This window comes from Mesorhizobium sp. M0019 (assembly GCF_040323975.1).
Lineage (GTDB): Bacteria > Pseudomonadota > Alphaproteobacteria > Rhizobiales > Rhizobiaceae > Mesorhizobium.
The window spans coordinates 81,989-98,743 of record NZ_JAMYVK010000003.1 but is presented as its reverse complement, the minus strand read 5'-3'; the positions used below and the strand labels follow the sequence as shown (position 1 = coordinate 98,743).

The following is a 16,755-nucleotide window of genomic DNA, read 5'->3' as shown; positions in this document are numbered from 1 at the left end:
CGCCGTCACCCGCCATTCAACGATTTTAGCAGATCGTCGATCGACGAGGGATCGAACTTGAGCTTTGGCGGGGGCTGCACTGGCGGTGGCACGTTATTTGCGGCCGGTGGCGCCCGTTCCGCGCGCTCCGCCGCGGCCTTGCGTTCGGCGTCGAGCCTTGCCTTCTCTTCCGAGGCGATCCGCAACGCCTCTTCCGCCCTCTGGCGTTGCTGTTCTTCGGCCTGCGCTGCTTCCTCGGCAGCCTGTTGCGCCGCCTTGGCTTTGGCTTCGGCATCCGCTTCGGCCTTTGCAGCCGCCTCGGCTTTCGCCCTGGCCTCGGCTTCGGCTTTCGCCGCTGCATCCGCCTTTGCCTTGGCTTCAGCCTGCGCCCTGGCCTCCGCTTCGGCTTGGGCCTGCGCCTCAGCTTCGGCCTTTGCCTTGGCGTCCGCTTCAGCCTTCGCTTTGGCCTCAGCCTGGGCCCTCGCCTCCGCATCCGCCTGTGCCTTGGCGTCCGCTTCAGCTTTCGCCTTGGCTTCAGCTTGCGCCCTCGCCTCGGCTTCGGCCTGGGCCTGAGCCTCGGCTTCGGCCTTCAGCCGCGCTGCTTCCTGTTGCCTGCGCAGTTCCTCCGCCGCTCTTTCACGCTCGGTTTGCAGCGCAGCGTAGTAGCGCACCTCACGCCGCAGCCTTTGTTTCTCGAGCAGTGCGGCTTGCATGGCTTCGACCCGCTGCTGCTCCTTTTCCAGCGCACGCTGGGTCAGGAACTGTGCCAGCGGCTCGCTGTCGAACTGCCGCTTGGTGGCGCCAAACGGCCCGTCGACGCTGAAATTCAAAATCGGTTCGGAGCCGACCAGCGCCTCGTCGCCGGGCCGGTAAGCGATCTCGCCCTTGGCATCGACGGTGCTGGTGTTCAGATCGGCGGTGATGTCGGCGGACAGCGTCGCGCCCGGGCTTTCGGATTTGACCGGCGGCGTCCTCAGCGTGCCGCCGGCGATGGTGAAGGCAATATCGGTGTCCTGCGCCGGAAAACTGCCCGCCGCGGCGATCTGCGGCACAAAGCCGGCAGTCTTCGAGGCGTCGATATCGCGCCCTATCGCGTCGGCCTTGGCGATGAATGCGCCAAAGGCATCGGGATTGAAGCCGGCAATAGTCATGCCCTTGAGCGTTGCCGTGCCGGAACCGGACAGCGCCGCAACCATCGCGTCGACCGATTTGCCGCTGGTCGAAAGCGCCGTCGAGAACTCGCCGCTTCCGCTGATGCCGGCCTCCGGCAGCACGGCTGCCAGATCGGCGCCGGCGAGTTTCATCTGACCGGAGAAAAGCCCGGTGCCGTCATTGTTCTTGAGCTCGAACAGGCCACTCAACGCGCCGCCGAGGAACTTTGCCTTGAGGTCGGAAACACGGATGCCCTCCTGGTCGAGCTGCAGCGACAACGCAGCGTCATAGGCGGTGGCAAGCGGGCCGGCGGCAAGCGACGCCGCCGTCAGATCGAGATCGGCGGTAAATGGCAGACTGGATTTCTGGCTGAACGGTGCCGTCGGCCAGGTCCTGTCATTGACAAGGAAGGCCTGGTCGCCGAACAGCATCACCGCCATCGGATCGAGGTCCAGCTCGTCCAGCGACAGCGCGCCGGCAAGATGCGGCAGCCCCTCTTTGATGTCGATATTTACGTCACCGGAAACCGCCGCTTCGTTGACGGCGCCGCTGAGGCCGCTCAGCACCAGGAGACCATTGCCGTAATCGGCATCGGCTGCAAGCGACGTCGACATGCCGGTGCCCATGCCGGGCAGGCCGACGCCGGTCGTCATCAGCCATGGCTCGATGTCGGCCGTTTCAATGCTGACCTTGCCCTTGGCGGCCGCGCCTTGAGGCGTGTCGGCAATTGTCCCGTCGAAACCAGCTTTGAAGTCATTGCCGGCCAGGCTGAATCGTGTCGCCAGGCCACCGCCAAGCGTGCCTTTGGCCGAGACCTCGGTGGTCGCCTCGCCGAGCATGCCGAGTGGCAGCGCCGGCAAACCGTAAAGCGCCAGCAGCGCGGTGGCGTCGGCGTTCCTTGCGTTGAAGGTCAGCGTCACCGGCGCTTCGAGAGGCCGGTCGAGCGCCCCTTTGCCGGACAACGACGCCGAAAAGGCCGAGCCACCGGCCTTGCCCTGTGCGCTCATTGCCAGTCCGGTCGTACCGTCGCCATTGTCTGCGGCACTCGTGACCGCGTCGATACGCGCATCCTGGAACAACTCGGGATAGGCAGCAGCACGCTCCGCCAGCCCCTTCAGCACCGCATTATCCGGATAATGCCGGACGGCGACGTCGATCAGCGGCTTGAGGTCGACGGCGACCACCGAGGCGTCGAGCTTACCGGTCGGGCTCGCCGGGAAATCCTTGATCCGGCCGGTAGCGCTGATCGAGGCGCCGGCAAGTCCGCCGACCGACAGGCGATCGATCTCAAGCAGCCCATCGCGCAATCTAAGCGCGGTGTCGACGCTATCGGCGGTCAACCCGCCGGCGCTGACCGGCCCGGCCTTGATCTGGAAATCGAGGTCGCGGTCGGAAAAGCGGTTGGCGCCCTTGTCGCTGACGAAGATCGAGGCGAAGGCGGCGAGCCCATCGACATCGAGTTCGCCACCTTCCAGTTGCATCAGCACCGATGGACGGGTGTCGTCGGGCTGGCTGGAATCGATGCGGCCGGAGAACTTCGCCTTGCCGAGGATGAGTTCGAGATCGCTGAAGGCCTGGTGCTTCTCGCTCAAATCCACCTTGGCCTTGAAGCCGGCGGCCGGTAAGCGGCGGATCGCCTCGTCGACGTTCTTCGACAGCCATGCGGCAAAGCCGGAGGGCTGCGCCACCGCCAGAAGCAGCGATCCGGTGAAACCGAAATGGTCCTCGACGCTGACCATGCCGGTGGCTTCCAGCTTGGCGCGGCCGGGCAGCGTGGCGGCCAGCGATTTTACCGCCCAGCCGCCCTCGGCTGGCTCGGCGGACAGGTGCACGTCGCGAACGGTGGTATCGCCTGCCACCACCGCCGGCAGTTTCACCTCGACCGTGCCCGGTATGGTCGGCTTCGGCAGATCGAGCAGCGCCTGCTTCAGCGCCGCCACCCGCTCGGACAGCGTCAATCCGGCACCGGCCGCCGCCCCCACCGCCTCGTCGAACTGCACCTGCGCGCCATTGGCCTCGATCGAGAAATGCGGCTTCAGCCCAAGGTCGACCGCAGCCTTGCCGTCGGCGGTGTAGGGATTGTCGCGCGGCCCCGTCTCGAAGCGGAATTCGTCGACGCCGAGCTTCTGGTGGTCGAGCGAAAACTTGCCGTTCAGCCTGAAGCCCGGGTCCGGTTTGCCAGCGCTGACTTTCAGCGCCTCGCCGCCGGTGCCCAGCTGCCGCGCCGCAGTCTGGTCAGCGCCCGATATCTTGAACTGGCCCGAATAGACGGCGGCGCCCTCGACGAGGCCCACATTGCCGTCGGTCTCGATGACCAGCGGATAGGCGTCCGGCTCGGCCTTGAGCCTGAGCCGCATTTGCCCGTCCGGTTCGGCCTTGCCGGTGGAAGCGGCGATCGTGGTCCGCAACCCGTCCAGCAACAGCGAGCCGTCCAGCCGCCAGGGGCCGGCCAGCGACTTGGCCGAGATCGTCGAGTTGATCTCGGAAATAAGATGGCTGCGCCCGCCGGCGGCGTGGCTGAGCGCGATCTGTCCTTCCGTCACCGTCAGCTTCTCGATGGAGATCTGGCCGGGATCGAAGGGCGAGGACGGCCGTATCGTCCAGTCGACCGTGCCGTCGGCGGCGATGTCGATCGTCGCCTTCGGCCGCACCAGCCGCATGTCGAAGATCAGCACCTCGCCGCGCAGGAATGGCGCGAGTTCTGCATCCATCGAAAAGGTTTCGACGGTCATCGCCGGCTGGCCGTTGGGGCCACCGGCAACGGCGACGTTGGAAAAGGTCACCGAGGGGAACGGCAACAGCCTTGCCGTCGCATCGCCTCGCACGGTCACCTTGCGGCCCAGGACGGCACTGGCCTCGCGCTCGAAATCGGCACGGTAACCTGTCCAGTCGACAAAGTACGGCACCACCAGCGCCGCACACAGCACCAGCACGAGAAGCCCACCGAAGATCACGAACAGGCGTGCGAGCATAAACTCCTGGATAGTTGATTGAAAGTCAGTGGCACTCTACCCGCATCAGCGTGTCGATAAAGAGGCAATTCCCGCCAGACTGGCTCCAGAGCAAAAGAAGGTAGCCGAGAAAACTCAGCGCGCGTCGCGCTTTGCTTGCGCCACCTTTGCCGCCTGCCGCTGCCGGCCGCGTTCCATCGGTCGGATCAGATTCTCTGGCCGCCGGCTGGCGACCGCGCGCATGCCTTTGTGCACGGTACGCGTGTTGAACTCGGGACCGTCCGCGGCAGCGCCTTGCTCATGGACAGCGCCTTGCGTGCATTCTCGACCAGCGAAACACGCGCCAACAGTTGGCGGCGGCGTTCGGTCTCGCCATTGAGCCGTCGCATGGCCATCGCCAGCACTGCAAGCTTCAACTGCGAGCCGCCATCAGCTTTGAGGCGGCAGTCCCCTTCGGCGAGCCTTTGCCGCGTATTTCGCGTCGGCGCCGATGCGCCTCGGTCTGCGCCTCGTCGCGCCGCTCTCTCAGCAGCTTGACCAGGCCGGCAAGCTCGGCGTCGGCAAGACCCTGCACCGCCGGATGGTGCGATTCTGGACCAGACCGTGCTCGTCGGCGCTCAGTGCCCGAGCCTCTTCCTTGCACGAAATCGCCATGACACCGCTCCTCCGTTGGTGAAGACCGCTTCTTCCCGGTTCTCTTGGGCCGAAGTCTGCGACCAAACGGCGATGCGATCAAGACACATGGAAGTCTCGGCGATCAACCGCGTCTCAAAAGCCGTGTGAAAAATCCAGTTGGTTTGACACGATGCGCTGGAACAGAATGGCCAACGCTCTCCATCAGTGCGCTCAACACCGCTCCCTCGCGAACACTAGTCGAGAAACTCTTAGCGATGAATTCCAGCGTCGAATCTTGAAACGTCAGGATGAAATGGCGATAGCCTGAAAACAGCTCAGGGGTATGGGATGGGTGAACCCGATTTGCCCTTTCCAGAGAAGCGATCCAGGACGAGTTGAAAACTTCGAACGCGGAATATGGCTTCAACCCGAGCCCATAAAGCCGATGCCCGTTGATGGCTTCGTCATTCGGCGGGCCGAATTGCAGTGCCAGATAAGGATCCGCCGTCAGGATTGCGATGGGCTGGTTATCCGTTGCCGGCGAAACCGAACGCGGATTCGTGCCATCGAATGACGGCTCCGGCCTGTTGGCGACGTAGGTGATGAGCAGCTTGCCTTCATCCGCAAAGACGTGAGGCAACGGTGCACCGGCGGACGACGGTGGCACCTCGATTGGCAGAAGTGTCTCAAGGGCGGCCATACCCCTTACTTCCCCACGCCCGGCAGTATCTTCCCCGGGTTCATGATGTTCAGCGGATCGAGCGCCTGCTTGATCGTGCGCATGATGTCGACGCCATGGCCGAGCTCATGCCGCAGGAAGCCGATCTTGCCCTGCCCTATGCCATGCTCGCCGGTGCAGGTGCCGTCCATGGCGATGGCGCGCATATTGAGCCGCGCCACGAATTCTTCCGCCAGCGCGATCTCTTTCGGATCGTCCACGTCCATCAGCACCAGCACATGGAAATTGCCGTCGCCGGCATGACCGACGATCGGCGCGATCAGGCCCATCTCCGCGATATCCGCCTCGGTCTCGGTGACGCATTCGGCAAAGCGCGAGATCGGCACGCAGACATCGGTCGACAGGCCCTTGGCGCCCGGCCGCAGCGTCAGCGACGACCAGTAGGCATCGTGCCTGGCCTTCCACAATTTCGTTCGCTCTTCGGCGACGCTGGTCCACAGGAACGGACCGCCGCCATTTTCCTCGGCGATCATGCCGAAGGTCTCGGCCTGCTCGGCGACGCCGGCATCGCTGCCGTGGAATTCGACGAACAGGCAGGGACTCTCCGGATAGTCGAGCTTCGAATAGGTCTTCATCGCCCGCATCTGCAGCGCGTTGACCAGTTCGATGCGCGCCACCGGAATGCCCATCTGGATGGTCGCGATCACCGCGTTGCACGCCGCCTCGAGGCTGGGAAACGGGCAGACGCCGCCTGAAATCGCCTGTGGAATGCCCTGCAGCTTCAAGGTCAGCTGGGTGATGATGCCGAGCGTGCCCTCCGAACCGATCAGCAGCCGCGTCAGATCATAGCCGGCCGAGCTTTTCTTGGCGCGCTTGCCGGTCGTCACTGCTTCCCCGTCGGCCATCACCGCCGTCAGCGACAGGACGTTCTCGCGCATCGTGCCGTAGCGCACCGCGTTGGTGCCCGACGCCCGCGTCGCCGCCATGCCGCCGAGCGAGGCGTTGGCGCCCGGGTCGATCGGAAAGAACAGGCCGGTGTCGCGCAGGTGCCGGTTCAGATCCTCGCGCGTCACGCCGGGCTCGACGGTGCAGTCGAGGTCCTGCGGATTGACCGCAATGATGCGGTTCATGCGTGACGTATCGAGCGAGATGCCGCCGCCCGGCGCATTGGTGTGGCCTTCCAGCGAAGAGCCAACGCCGAAGGCAATCACCGGCACGCGATGCGCCGCGCATGCGCGCACGATCTCCTGCACTTCCTCCGTCGTCTCGGCAAAGGCGACACCGTCCGGCGCCTGCGTCGGGATATAGGTCGTGGTGTGCGCGTGCTGGGCGCGGATCGCCTGGCCGGTCTGGAATCGCTCGCCGAGCCGCTGCTTGAGGATGCCGAGTACGGCGGCAATGCCTTCTTCGTTGCGCTCGACCGGATTGAGGTCGCTTAGAGCCATCGATTCCTCCGCGAATGGACCAGCGTCCACCCTTGTTCTGCATCTAGGGATGCGTAGTCTCACCAACCACGCTCTGTCCAGTCCACGCTCACCCCGGCATGACGAGAAGGAAGTTTCCGATGCCCATCCCCGCCCCTTTCGTCTCTCGCGCCATGGACATCGAGGAGGCCTGGATCGACTACAACGGCCATCTCAACATGGCCTATTACAACGTGCTGTTCGACCGGTGCTCCGACGAAGCATTCGAGATGATGGGGATGGGGCCGGACTATGTTAGGGAACGGCGGCTGACCATCTACACCGCGGAAGTCCATGTCTGCTACCTCCAGGAGTTGCATCTCGACCACAAGGTCACGGTCTCGTTCCAACTCCTCGACCATGACGACAAGCGGCTGAGGGCCTATCAGGAAATCCGCCATCTAGACGGCTGGCTTGCCGCCACATCCGAAACGCTGTCGCTGCACGTCGACATGGCTGGCCCGAAGGTCGCGCCCTTCCCCGCCGACGTCCTGGCCAGGGTGGAAGCGATGCGCGCCGCCCATGCCGCCCTGCCGATGCCGGAGCGCGCCGGCCGCTCGATCGGTATTCGTCGTAAGCCGGCTTGAACCACGGTCCAACCGCCGTTAACCTTACCGAGGTTTTAACGTGAACAAGCCGAATTGAGACGTTGAACGACTCAGCGCGGCGTTGGAAAACCGTCCGCATCGAATTGCGATACGGGCGGCGGAGCAGCAGCGGTTCGGGGAACGTGCATGAAAACCGATATCAAGGTCGAGGCGGACAGGCTGGCGGCTGATCCACGCATCACCGACTATGATTTCTGGCGCTCGCTGAAGAACCTCAATAACGAGATCTTCCACATCGCCAACAACAACGAGCCGATCCCCTTCGCCATGATCCGCTGGCGCGCCATCCTGAAGCAGGCGCGGATGAAACGCGGCCACGCCTGAACAGTGGGGGAAGAAACAGACCGGCCGTCCGGTTTGCATTTCTGATGATGTGCTGACGAACGATCCCAAGCGTCAAGGCTGGCGCTTCACCGGCCCCAGCGGCGATCGCGGCACCACCGGCGACGACTGGATGATCGCCGTATTGGTCATCGCGAACGGAATGATCCGGTCGATCACCCGCTCGAGCTCGGCCACCGAGGCGACATGCGCCAGCGCGATGAAACAGTCTTCACCGGTGACCCGGTCGCATTGGGCGATTTCCGGTAGGTCGCGGATGATTTCGGCCACGACAGCCAGTTGCCCCGGCACCGGCCTGATGCGCAGCCATGCCGACAGCTTCATGCCGAGCGCGGCCGGATTGATACGCACCGTATAGGCCTCGATCACACCGCTTTCCTGCAGCCGCTTGATGCGCTCGGCAACGCTCGGCGCCGACAGGCCGACCGACCGCGCCAGTTCGGCGGTGCTGGTGCGCGCGTCCTTTTCCAGCAGGCGCAGGATTTTCAGGTCCGCCGCATCCAGATCGCTATTTTCATTTCGAAGGCGTTTCAGCGGAATACTCCTTGCTTTCGGAAAGGAAATGGCTGCAATGCCCGGCCATCATCCATATCAATGGCAAAAATCGCCTGCGATACTGACCCCATGGAAGATCGGACGCAAGCCCCCGCAGCAAGTCCGGCACTCACCGGCCCCGCCTTTGCCTTGGCAAACGCGGTCCCGCCGCATCTCTGGTTCGGCGTCAGCGCCGTGTTCCACTATCTCGGACCAGCCTTGGCGGTGCTGCTGTTCCCGCATGTCGGCGTGCTGGGCATGGCTTGGCTGCGCATCGCCACCGCGGCACTCGTCTTTGCCCCATTGACCCGGCCATGGGCGGTCTTCGCCCGCGCCGATCGCTCGACGCGGTTGTTGCTTGTGGCTTTCGGCGTCTGCCTTGGGGTGATGAATTGCTCGTTTTACCTGGCGCTCGACCGGCTGCCGATCTCGCTGGTGGCGGCGATCGAATTCGTCGGCACCATCGGCGTTGCGCTTGTTGGCCTCAGAAGCCCGCGCAATCTCGCCGCCCTCGCAATCGCTGTCGCCGGCACCCTGTTGCTGATCGACGTCAAATGGTCGAGCGATCCCGTCGGCCTGTTCTGGGCCTTCCTCAACGGCGCGCTGTTCGTTGGCTACATCGTGCTCGGCCACCGCGTCGCACGCGGCGGCGCCGGCGATGGCATCGCCGGGCTGGGTGCCGCCATGGCGGTCGCCCTTCTCGTCGTTCTGCCGATCGGTTTCGCCGATGCTCTGCCGGCTTTCTCGGCGCCGCCGCTGCTGCTTGCGGGGGTCGGCGTCGGCATCTGCTCGTCGGTCATTCCCTATATTTGCGACCAGCTTGCCATGTCGCGGCTGCCGCGCTCCAGCTTCGCGCTGATGCTGTCTTTGCTGCCGGTCACCGCGACGTTGATCGGCGTCATTGTGCTGCGGCAGGTGCCGAGCCTCACCGACTGCATCGGCATCGCGCTGGTGGTGGCCGGCGTCGCCCTTCACAAACCGGCGCCGGCGCCCACCTGATCAGACCAGCTTCTCCTTGAGGAAAGCGATCGTCCGGCCCCAGGCGAGGTCAGCCGCCTTCTTGTCGTAGCGGGCCGCCGACGTGTCGTTGTTGAAGGCATGGTTGGCGCCTTCATAGACATAGACCGAGTATTCGACATGAGCCGCGTCGAGTGCCTTCTTGAAGGCATCGATGCCGGCATTGGTGCGGGTGTCGAGCCCGGCATAATGCAGCATGAGCGCGGCCTTGATCTTCGGCACGTCCTCGGCCTTTGGCTGCATGCCGTAATAGGCGACGGCGGCGGCGAGGTCCGGCGCGTTGACGGCCAGCATGTTCACCGTGCCGCCGCCCCAGCAGAAGCCGACGGCGCCGACCTTGCCGTTGCCGTCCTTGTAGCCTTTGAGATAGGCGACGGTTGCCACGGCATTGGCGGCGACCTGTGCTGGATCGAGCTGGGAAAACAGGTCACGTGCCCTGTTTTCATCGTCCGGCGTGCCGCCGAGCGGTGTCATGAAGTCCGGCGCAAGCGCCACGAACCCTTCCAGCGCCGCGCGCCGCGCCACATCACGAATATGCGGGTTGAGACCCCTGTTCTCGTGCACCACGATGACGGTGCCAAGCTTGCCGGTCTGGTCCGCCGGCCTGACCAGATAGCCCTTCATCTCGCCGCCGCTGCCGGGATAGCTGATGTCCTCGCCTTTCACACGCGGATCGTCTTCCGCGACGATTGCCGCCTGGGCCGAGTTCGCCGCCAGCAGCGGCGCGATCGCGGCAGCTGCCGCACCCGATCCGGCAAGCCTGGTCAATTGCTCCATGAAGCGCCGCCGGTCGAGCGTCAGATGCGTGTATTCGTCATAGGCATCGATCATCGCCTGGGTAATGACAGGCTCGGCGGCAGTGGGTCCGGCAGGTGTTGTCATGGCGCGCTCCTCGTCGGCCCCCCGCGGCAACATAGAGCCGAAGCTTGTCTGGTCCAGTCACGGCTGAGTGAGGCTGCCATAAGTCCCTGCACGAGGGCCGTGATGCCGCGCGCCCCACTGTCGTTAAATTTTGGTCCTTTGTGGCAATGCTAAATGCACGCACCACCATATAAAACAAACTTACCAGGCTAGGCCTCGCTCGCGCCATTTGGCGAGGAAAGAATGCCTGATTGACGACGAAGGAATTACGCCCATGACCTTTCCCTCCCCGCTTCTGGCAAGTGGGTTCGCCCTCGCCGCTATGGCTTTGCTGGCGCTGCGGTTCACTGCCTTCACCGCATTCAAACGATCGTTGATCAAGATCCGCGCCAACCGGCACCCGGCCGCAAACACCAAAGCCTGAGGAAAGGTCATGGACGTTCAGGACATCATCAACACCGTCTCCCAGAAATCCGGTCTCAACCAGGCTTTGACGGAAAAGATCGCCGGCACGATTTTCTCGGTGCTCGAACACGAAGCGGAAGGCACGACTCTGTCCAGCTTCTTCGGCAAGATCCCGGGAGCCGACGCCCTGGCCAAGCAATATGATGTCATGGCTCCCGGCGCAGCTTCCGGTGGTGGCCTGCTGTCCTCGCTGGAGGGCGCGCTCGGTGGCGCTCTCGGCGAAAAGACCGGCGCGCTGATCAACGGCGTCGCCATACTCAAGGCATCAGGCCTCACGCTCGCACAGATCAGCCAGGCCGGCACGATGCTGGTCCAGCAGGCCGAGACAGCCGCCGGCCCGCAGCTGACCAGTGAGGTACTTGCATCGGTACCCGACCTGAAAGGGCATCTCGGGCTCTGAAGGAACTTCTCTATTTCGGCAGCGTATAGGCCATCACATAGTCGCCCGGCTTGGTACCGACCGAGCCGTGGCCGCCGGCAACGATGACGACCAACTGGCGCCCGTCGGCTACCGTGTAGGTCATCGGTGTCGACTGCCCGCCCGCCGGCAGCCGCGCCTGCCAGAGCTGTTTGCCGGTTGTCAGGTCATAAGCGCGCACATAGTCATCGACCGCCGCACCGAGGAAGGCGACGCCGCCGGCAGTGATCATCGGCCCGCCAATGCCGGGCACGCCGACCTTGAATGGCAGCGGCAATGGCGTCATGTCGTAGACGGTGCCGTTGCGATGCTTGTAGACGATCTTTCCGGTCCGAAGGTCGGCACCCGCCACATAGCCCCAGGGCGGCGCCTGGCAGGGAATGCCGAGCGGCGACAGGAACGGCTTCAATATGACTGCGTAAGGCGCACCGTCATTGCGGTTCAGGCCCTGTTCGCTGCCCTTGGTGTCGCCGGGCGGCGGCACGTCGGCGCGCGGCACCAGCTTGGAGATGAACGCCAGGTATGTCGGCATGCCGAACATCACCTGCCGGACCGGATCGACTGCCACGCCGCCCCAGTTGAAGGTGCCGAAATTGCCGGGGTAGATCAGCGAGCCCTGCAGCGACGGCGGCGTATAGCGGCCCTCATAGCGCAACTTCCGAAGCTCGATCCGGCAGGCCAACTGGTCGAACATGGTAATGCCCCACATGTCCGCGCCGGTCAGCGGTTTCGGACTGAAGCTCAGGTCCGAGACCGGCTGCGTCGGCGAGGTATGGTCGCCTTCGATCGCGCCGCCCGGCGCCGGCACTTCCTTGACCGGAACGATCGGCTCGCCGCTGCGCCGGTCGAGCACATAGAGGTCGCCCTGCTTGGTCGGCCCGACCAGCGCCGGCACCACGCCACTTTCCGTGGTGATGTCGACCAGCGTCGGCTGCGCCGGCACGTCCATGTCCCAGAGATCGTGGTGCACGGTCTGCCGCACCCAGCGCAATTGTCCGCTGTTGAGATCGAGCGCGGTGATCGAAGAGGAGAATTTCTCGTCATTGGCACTGCGTCCGGCACCGAGTTGGTCCGGCGTCTTGTTGCCGAGCGGCACATAAAGCAGCCCGAGCTTCTCGTCGACGCTCGCCGTCGACCACATGTTGGGTGAGTTGTTGGTGTAGGTCTGGTCCGGCGGCAGCGGCGTCGTCTGATCCGGATTGCCGGAATCCCAATTCCACAACAGCGCGCCGGTGTCGGCATCGTAGGCACGGATGACCCCGGACGGCTCCTGCGTCGAATAATTGTCGTTGACCGCGCCGCCGACGATGATCTTGTTGGCGACGATCAGCGGCGCCGAGGTCGAATAATAATAGCCCGGCTTCGGATATGGCATGTTGGCGAGCAGGTTCAGCGTGCCGCCTTCGGCGAAAGTCGGGCAGACCTGGCCATTCGCCGCATCGAGCGCGATCAGCCGGGCGTCGGATGTCGGCAGGTAGATGCGTGTGGCGCAGGGCTGGCCGGCGGCGACCTTGGCATCGGCATAATAGGACACGCCGCGGCAGGTCTGGTGCTGGCGGTCCTTGTTGAGCTTGACCTGCGGATCGAAGCGCCATTTCTCCTTACCGCTCGCGGCATCGATGGCGATGGCGAAATTATGCGGCGTGCAGATGTAGAGCGTGTCGCCGATTTTTAGCGGCGTCACCTGATAGGTCGTCTCGCCGATGTCGTCGGGCCCTTTCACGTCGCCGGTGCGATAGGTCCAGGCCGGCTGCAGATTGGCAACGTTTTCGGCGGTGATCTGGTCGAGCGGCGAATAGCGCTGGCCATATTGCGTGCGACCGTAATAGTGCCATTCGCCAGCCGGCACGTTGCCGCCGAGATCGGCCGTCGGCGTCACCTTGTCGGTGTTGAGTTCACCCGCAATATCCTTTGGATCGGTCGTCATCGAATAGCCGGCGACCGCAAGCGAGGCCAGCACGGCGAGGATCAGCGGCGCGCGTCCGTCGGGACCGGTAAGCCCGCGCCGCGCCCATGGCGTCAACAGCCATAGCGCGACAAGCACGATGATGCCGCCGCGCGGGCCGAGCTCCCACCAGTCGAAGCCGGTCTCCCAGACCGCCCAGGCGAGCGTGCCGAGCACGATCGCCGCGTAGAGCCACAGCGCCGTGGATCTGCGCCTGTAGAGCAGCCAGGCCGCGACAAGGAAAGCTAGACCGACGATGACGTAGTACCAGCTGCCGCCCAGCGTCACGAGCCAGATGCCGCCGCCGCCAATCGCCAGGCCGATGAGGAAAAGGATCAGGGAGGTGATGACCACAGCCAAGACGGTGCTCCTTCGACTGGTGCGCTCCGCGACGCGTCCATGGGCAACCCCGCATTGCGTTCCTGCCCCCACGCAACTTTCTCCGGCCCGCTTCCCCTGTCAAGCAAGCTCGGCGTTTTACGGTGCCGGCCCATCGCAAGCCCGGCGTTTTGGTTAGCAGACCCATTCAGATTGTGAGTCTACCGACTGGACAGAGAACAAAACGGAGACACTTCTGGCCTTTCGCTGCCGAATCACTACATTCGGGGGAGATGTCCGGCTTTTCGGAAGACATGCCCTTTTTTGACGAACCGAACGCGCGGCCCGTGGCCCCGTCGGGCATTGCCGCGCGCGCCATGGCTGCCCGCAGCAACCAGAACAACGCGCCCGATTATCTCAACGGCCTCAACCCCGAGCAGCGGCTGGCGGTGGAAACCACCGAAGGCCCGGTGCTGGTGCTGGCCGGCGCCGGCACTGGCAAAACGCGCGTCCTGACCACCCGCATCGCCCACATCCTTGCCACCGGCAAGGCTTTCCCCTCGCAGATCCTCGCCGTCACCTTCACCAACAAGGCGGCGCGCGAGATGAAGCAGCGCATCGGCCTGTTGATCGGCGAAGGCAATGTCGAGGGCATGCCGTGGCTCGGCACCTTCCACTCGATTGGAGTGAAGCTGCTGCGCCGACATGCCGAGCTGGCCGGGCTCAAATCCGACTTCACCATTCTCGACACCGACGACGTGGTGCGCCTGATCAAGCAGCTTATCCAGGCCGAAGGGCTGGACGACAAGCGCTGGCCGGCCAAGCAGTTCGCCCAGATGATCGACGGCTGGAAGAACAAGGGCCTTGGCCCCGCCGACATCCCCGAGGGCGATGCCCGTGCCTTCGCCAACGGCAAGGGCCGCGAGCTCTACAAGGCCTATCAGGAGCGGCTGAAAACGCTGAACGCTTGCGACTTCGGCGATCTCCTGTGCCATCCGATCCGCATCTTCCGCGCCAATCCGGACGTGCTGAAGGAATACCACAAGCGCTTTCGCTACATCCTCGTTGACGAGTATCAGGACACCAACACCGCCCAGTACATGTGGCTGCGGCTGCTGGCGCAGCGGCCGCAATCCTCCCCCCTTGAGGGGGAGGTGCCCGCGAAGCGGGCGGAGGGGGTTGCCGCAGAAGGCACCGCTAGAGCGTCGAGCACTGCCGCCGGTAGGTCGAGCACTGCCGCACGGACCCCACCCGACCGGGCTTCGCCCGGCCACCCTCCCCTCAAGGGGGAGGAAAGCCCGCGCCTGTCCACCGTAAATATCTGCTGCGTCGGCGACGACGACCAGTCGATCTATGGCTGGCGCGGCGCCGAGGTCGACAACATCCTGCGCTTCGACAAGGATTTTCCCGGCGCCACCATCATCCGGCTGGAGCGCAACTATCGCTCGACCGCGCACATCCTCGGCACCGCCTCCCACCTCATCGCCCACAATGAGGGCCGCTTCGGCAAGACGCTGTTCACCGAAAAGATCGCCGAGGACGACGAGAAGGTGCATGTCCATGCCGCCTGGGATTCCGAAGAGGAGGCCCGCGCCGTCGGCGAGACCATCGAGGCCTACCAGCGCCAGAAGCACAATCTCAACGACATGGCGATCCTCGTCCGCGCGTCCTTCCAGATGCGCGAATTCGAGGACCGCTTCGTCACGCTCGGCCTCAACTACCGCGTCATCGGCGGCCCGCGCTTCTACGAGCGCCTCGAAATCCGCGATGCGCTGGCCTTCTTCCGCGTCGTCGCACAAGGCGCCGACGACCTCGCCTTCGAGCGCATCGTCAACGTGCCGAAGCGCGGCCTTGGCGAGGCCACCATCCGCCAGATCCACGACACCGCACGGGCGCTGCGCATCCCGATGTCGGAGGCGGCGGCAAAACTCGCCGAAAGCGACGAGCTGAAGCCGAAGCCGCGCGCCGCACTGCGCGAGGTATCGGCCAATTTCGAGCGCTGGCAGAAGGCGCTGGAAACCACGCCGCACACCGAGCTCGCCGAGACCATTCTGGAGGAGAGCGGCTACACCGACATGTGGAAGAACGACCGCTCGGTTGAAGCGCCCGGCCGCCTCGAGAACCTCAAGGAGTTGATCCGCTCCATGGAGGAGTATGAATCGCTGCGCTCCTTCCTCGAACATGTCGCGCTGGTGATGGACGCCGAGCAGAACGCCGAGCTCGACGCCGTCAACATCATGACGCTGCATTCGGCCAAGGGCCTCGAATTCGAAACCGTTTTTCTCCCTGGTTGGGAGGAAGGTCTTTTTCCGCACCAGCGTTCCCTCGACGAGGGTGGCCGCTCCGGGCTGGAGGAGGAACGCCGCCTCGCCTATGTCGGCCTGACCCGCGCCAAGAAGAACCTGCACATCTGGTTCGTCTCCAACCGCCGCATCCACGGCCTCTGGCAGTCAACCATCCCGTCGCGCTTCCTCGACGAACTGCCGGAAGCCCATGTCGAAGTTTCCGAGAGCGGCAACTCCTATGGCGGCTACGGCAATGCCTATGGTGGCGGCTCGTTCGCCTCCGGTCGTGGCGGCCAAGGGGCAGGCAGGCAGAACCCCTATGGAGCATCGCGCTTCGACAACATCGGCGGCAATAACGGCGCCGAGAAATCCGGCGCTTTCTCCAGCACCTATGCGACGCCGGGCTGGCAGCGTGCTCAAGCCAACCGCACCGAGGCGACCGACCGCAATTGGGGCACGCGCTCCGGCCACCAGGTCGAGCGCATCGGCTACGGCGAAACCGACTCCGGCTACGGCGCCGGCCGCACCTCGGTCAAGGGGCGCACAATCGACGGCGAGCTGGTCGCCAAATCCGTCGCCGACACGCCGTCCCCCTTCAGCGTCGGCGACCGCGTCTTCCACCAGAAATTCGGCAACGGCAACATTTCCGCCATCGAAGGCAACAAGCTGACCATCGACTTCGACAAGGCCGGCCAGAAACGCGTGCTGGACGGGTTTGTCACCGGGGTGTGAGGCATGTGGAAAATTGTCTGGCACCCCCAGAACAAATAGGGTACAATCGCTTGCAAGGTCGCGTCTTGTCGCGCAACAGCCCTTCGAGGCCTTCCTCGGCAAAGCGTTCCTGCCAGCGCCACACGCAGGTCTTGGACTTGCCGGTCTGCCGCATGGTCTCGACGGTGCCGACGCCGTTGGCGCTCAACAGGATGATTTCGGCGCGCCAAACATGCTTTTGCGGCGCATTGCGGTCTTTTACGACAGCCATCAGTCGCTGGCGATCGGTCGGCGAAACGGTGAAGGATATTCCTGTGCGCACGCGCCAGACTCGCATTCGCTTTCGCCGAAGGGAATCCCAAGCCGGATTCTTATGTTAGGCTATGTTGGGCCGATACCAGTAGGTAGCTTT

At 64.2% G+C, this 16,755-nt stretch carries 12 protein-coding genes and 2 pseudogenes; 6 read left to right on the top strand and 8 right to left on the bottom strand.

Annotated features, from left to right (window positions below; genetic code table 11):
• Window positions 1-5: 5 nt before the first annotated feature.
• From NKK47_RS03910 to NKK47_RS03895, 4 genes and pseudogenes are all read right to left on the bottom strand, one after another.
• Window positions 6-4,103 carry an AsmA family protein gene (locus NKK47_RS03910; protein WP_352575139.1) on the bottom strand — a complete coding sequence of 1,366 codons (4,098 nt, stop codon included), beginning with the start codon at window positions 4,101-4,103 and terminating at the stop codon, window positions 6-8.
• Between the two features lie 114 nt (window positions 4,104-4,217).
• A pseudogene (locus NKK47_RS03905) lies at window positions 4,218-4,736 on the bottom strand (hypothetical protein).
• A 103-nt stretch (window positions 4,737-4,839) separates the two neighbouring features.
• Window positions 4,840-5,397 carry a hypothetical protein gene (locus NKK47_RS03900; RefSeq protein ID WP_352575137.1) on the bottom strand — a complete coding sequence of 186 codons (558 nt, stop codon included), beginning with the start codon at window positions 5,395-5,397 and terminating at the stop codon, window positions 4,840-4,842.
• 5 nt (window positions 5,398-5,402) lie between these two features.
• Window positions 5,403-6,821 (bottom strand): FAD-binding oxidoreductase, encoded by a 1,419-nt coding sequence (locus NKK47_RS03895; RefSeq protein ID WP_352575136.1) that lies wholly within the window; start codon window positions 6,819-6,821, stop codon window positions 5,403-5,405.
• Window positions 6,822-6,940: 119 nt separating this feature from the next.
• Between NKK47_RS03895 and NKK47_RS03890 the strand changes: the two genes are divergently transcribed.
• A complete protein-coding gene (locus NKK47_RS03890; protein WP_352575134.1) occupies window positions 6,941-7,426 on the top strand; it encodes a thioesterase family protein in 486 nt (161 codons plus the stop codon).
• A 147-nt stretch (window positions 7,427-7,573) separates the two neighbouring features.
• A complete protein-coding gene (locus tag NKK47_RS03885; RefSeq protein WP_023676715.1) occupies window positions 7,574-7,771 on the top strand; it encodes a hypothetical protein in 198 nt (65 codons plus the stop codon).
• A 72-nt stretch (window positions 7,772-7,843) separates the two neighbouring features.
• Here the strand turns inward: NKK47_RS03885 and NKK47_RS03880 are convergent, their stop codons facing one another.
• Window positions 7,844-8,323 carry an Lrp/AsnC family transcriptional regulator gene (locus NKK47_RS03880; protein WP_352575223.1) on the bottom strand — a complete coding sequence of 160 codons (480 nt, stop codon included), beginning with the start codon at window positions 8,321-8,323 and terminating at the stop codon, window positions 7,844-7,846.
• Window positions 8,324-8,413: 90 nt separating this feature from the next.
• Here NKK47_RS03880 and NKK47_RS03875 point away from each other — a divergent pair, with 90 nt between their 5' ends.
• Window positions 8,414-9,322: an EamA family transporter gene (locus NKK47_RS03875; RefSeq protein ID WP_352575133.1), complete on the top strand. Its 909-nt coding sequence runs from the start codon at window positions 8,414-8,416 to the stop codon at window positions 9,320-9,322.
• On the opposite strand, the gene NKK47_RS03870 is transcribed toward NKK47_RS03875, so the two are convergent.
• On the bottom strand, window positions 9,323-10,222 hold the full coding sequence (locus NKK47_RS03870; RefSeq protein WP_352575131.1) for a dienelactone hydrolase family protein: 900 nt from the start codon (window positions 10,220-10,222) through the stop codon (window positions 9,323-9,325).
• A gap of 253 nt (window positions 10,223-10,475) precedes the next feature.
• On the opposite strand from NKK47_RS03870, the gene NKK47_RS03865 reads away from it, so the two are divergent.
• Both NKK47_RS03865 and NKK47_RS03860 read left to right on the top strand, forming a co-directional pair.
• Window positions 10,476-10,625: a hypothetical protein gene (locus NKK47_RS03865; RefSeq protein ID WP_352575129.1), complete on the top strand. Its 150-nt coding sequence runs from the start codon at window positions 10,476-10,478 to the stop codon at window positions 10,623-10,625.
• 9 nt (window positions 10,626-10,634) lie between these two features.
• Complete coding sequence (locus NKK47_RS03860) at window positions 10,635-11,066, top strand: hypothetical protein (protein ID WP_352575128.1); 432 nt, start codon at window positions 10,635-10,637, stop codon at window positions 11,064-11,066.
• A gap of 10 nt (window positions 11,067-11,076) precedes the next feature.
• Here NKK47_RS03860 and NKK47_RS03855 read toward each other — a convergent pair whose 3' ends face one another.
• Entirely contained in the window at window positions 11,077-13,389 is a 2,313-nt protein-coding gene (locus tag NKK47_RS03855) for a glucose/quinate/shikimate family membrane-bound PQQ-dependent dehydrogenase (RefSeq protein ID WP_352456533.1), read from the bottom strand.
• A gap of 251 nt (window positions 13,390-13,640) precedes the next feature.
• Here NKK47_RS03855 and NKK47_RS03850 point away from each other — a divergent pair, with 251 nt between their 5' ends.
• The gene (locus NKK47_RS03850; RefSeq protein WP_352575127.1) at window positions 13,641-16,364 is read left to right on the top strand and encodes an ATP-dependent helicase; all 2,724 of its coding nucleotides are present in this window, start codon (window positions 13,641-13,643) and stop codon (window positions 16,362-16,364) included.
• Window positions 16,365-16,419: 55 nt separating this feature from the next.
• Here NKK47_RS03850 and NKK47_RS03845 read toward each other — a convergent pair.
• Window positions 16,420-16,665, bottom strand: a pseudogene (locus tag NKK47_RS03845) (helix-turn-helix domain-containing protein); the annotation flags it as partial.
• Window positions 16,666-16,755: the final 90 nt, after the last annotated feature.

Bases quoted from the DNA above. Each gene is read 5' to 3' on its own strand.
- NKK47_RS03870 (WP_352575131.1), bottom strand. From the start codon at position 10,222: ATGACAACACCTGCCGGACCCACTGCCGCCGAGCCTGTCATTACCCAG.
- NKK47_RS03850 (WP_352575127.1), top strand. From the start codon at position 13,641: ATGTCCGGCTTTTCGGAAGACATGCCCTTTTTTGACGAACCGAACGCG.
- NKK47_RS03900 (WP_352575137.1), bottom strand. From the start codon at position 5,397: ATGGCCGCCCTTGAGACACTTCTGCCAATCGAGGTGCCACCGTCGTCC.
- NKK47_RS03895 (WP_352575136.1), bottom strand. From the start codon at position 6,821: ATGGCTCTAAGCGACCTCAATCCGGTCGAGCGCAACGAAGAAGGCATT.
- NKK47_RS03885 (WP_023676715.1), top strand. From the start codon at position 7,574: ATGAAAACCGATATCAAGGTCGAGGCGGACAGGCTGGCGGCTGATCCA.
- NKK47_RS03910 (WP_352575139.1), bottom strand. From the start codon at position 4,103: ATGCTCGCACGCCTGTTCGTGATCTTCGGTGGGCTTCTCGTGCTGGTG.
- NKK47_RS03890 (WP_352575134.1), top strand. From the start codon at position 6,941: ATGCCCATCCCCGCCCCTTTCGTCTCTCGCGCCATGGACATCGAGGAG.
- NKK47_RS03865 (WP_352575129.1), top strand. From the start codon at position 10,476: ATGACCTTTCCCTCCCCGCTTCTGGCAAGTGGGTTCGCCCTCGCCGCT.
- NKK47_RS03860 (WP_352575128.1), top strand. From the start codon at position 10,635: ATGGACGTTCAGGACATCATCAACACCGTCTCCCAGAAATCCGGTCTC.
- NKK47_RS03875 (WP_352575133.1), top strand. From the start codon at position 8,414: ATGGAAGATCGGACGCAAGCCCCCGCAGCAAGTCCGGCACTCACCGGC.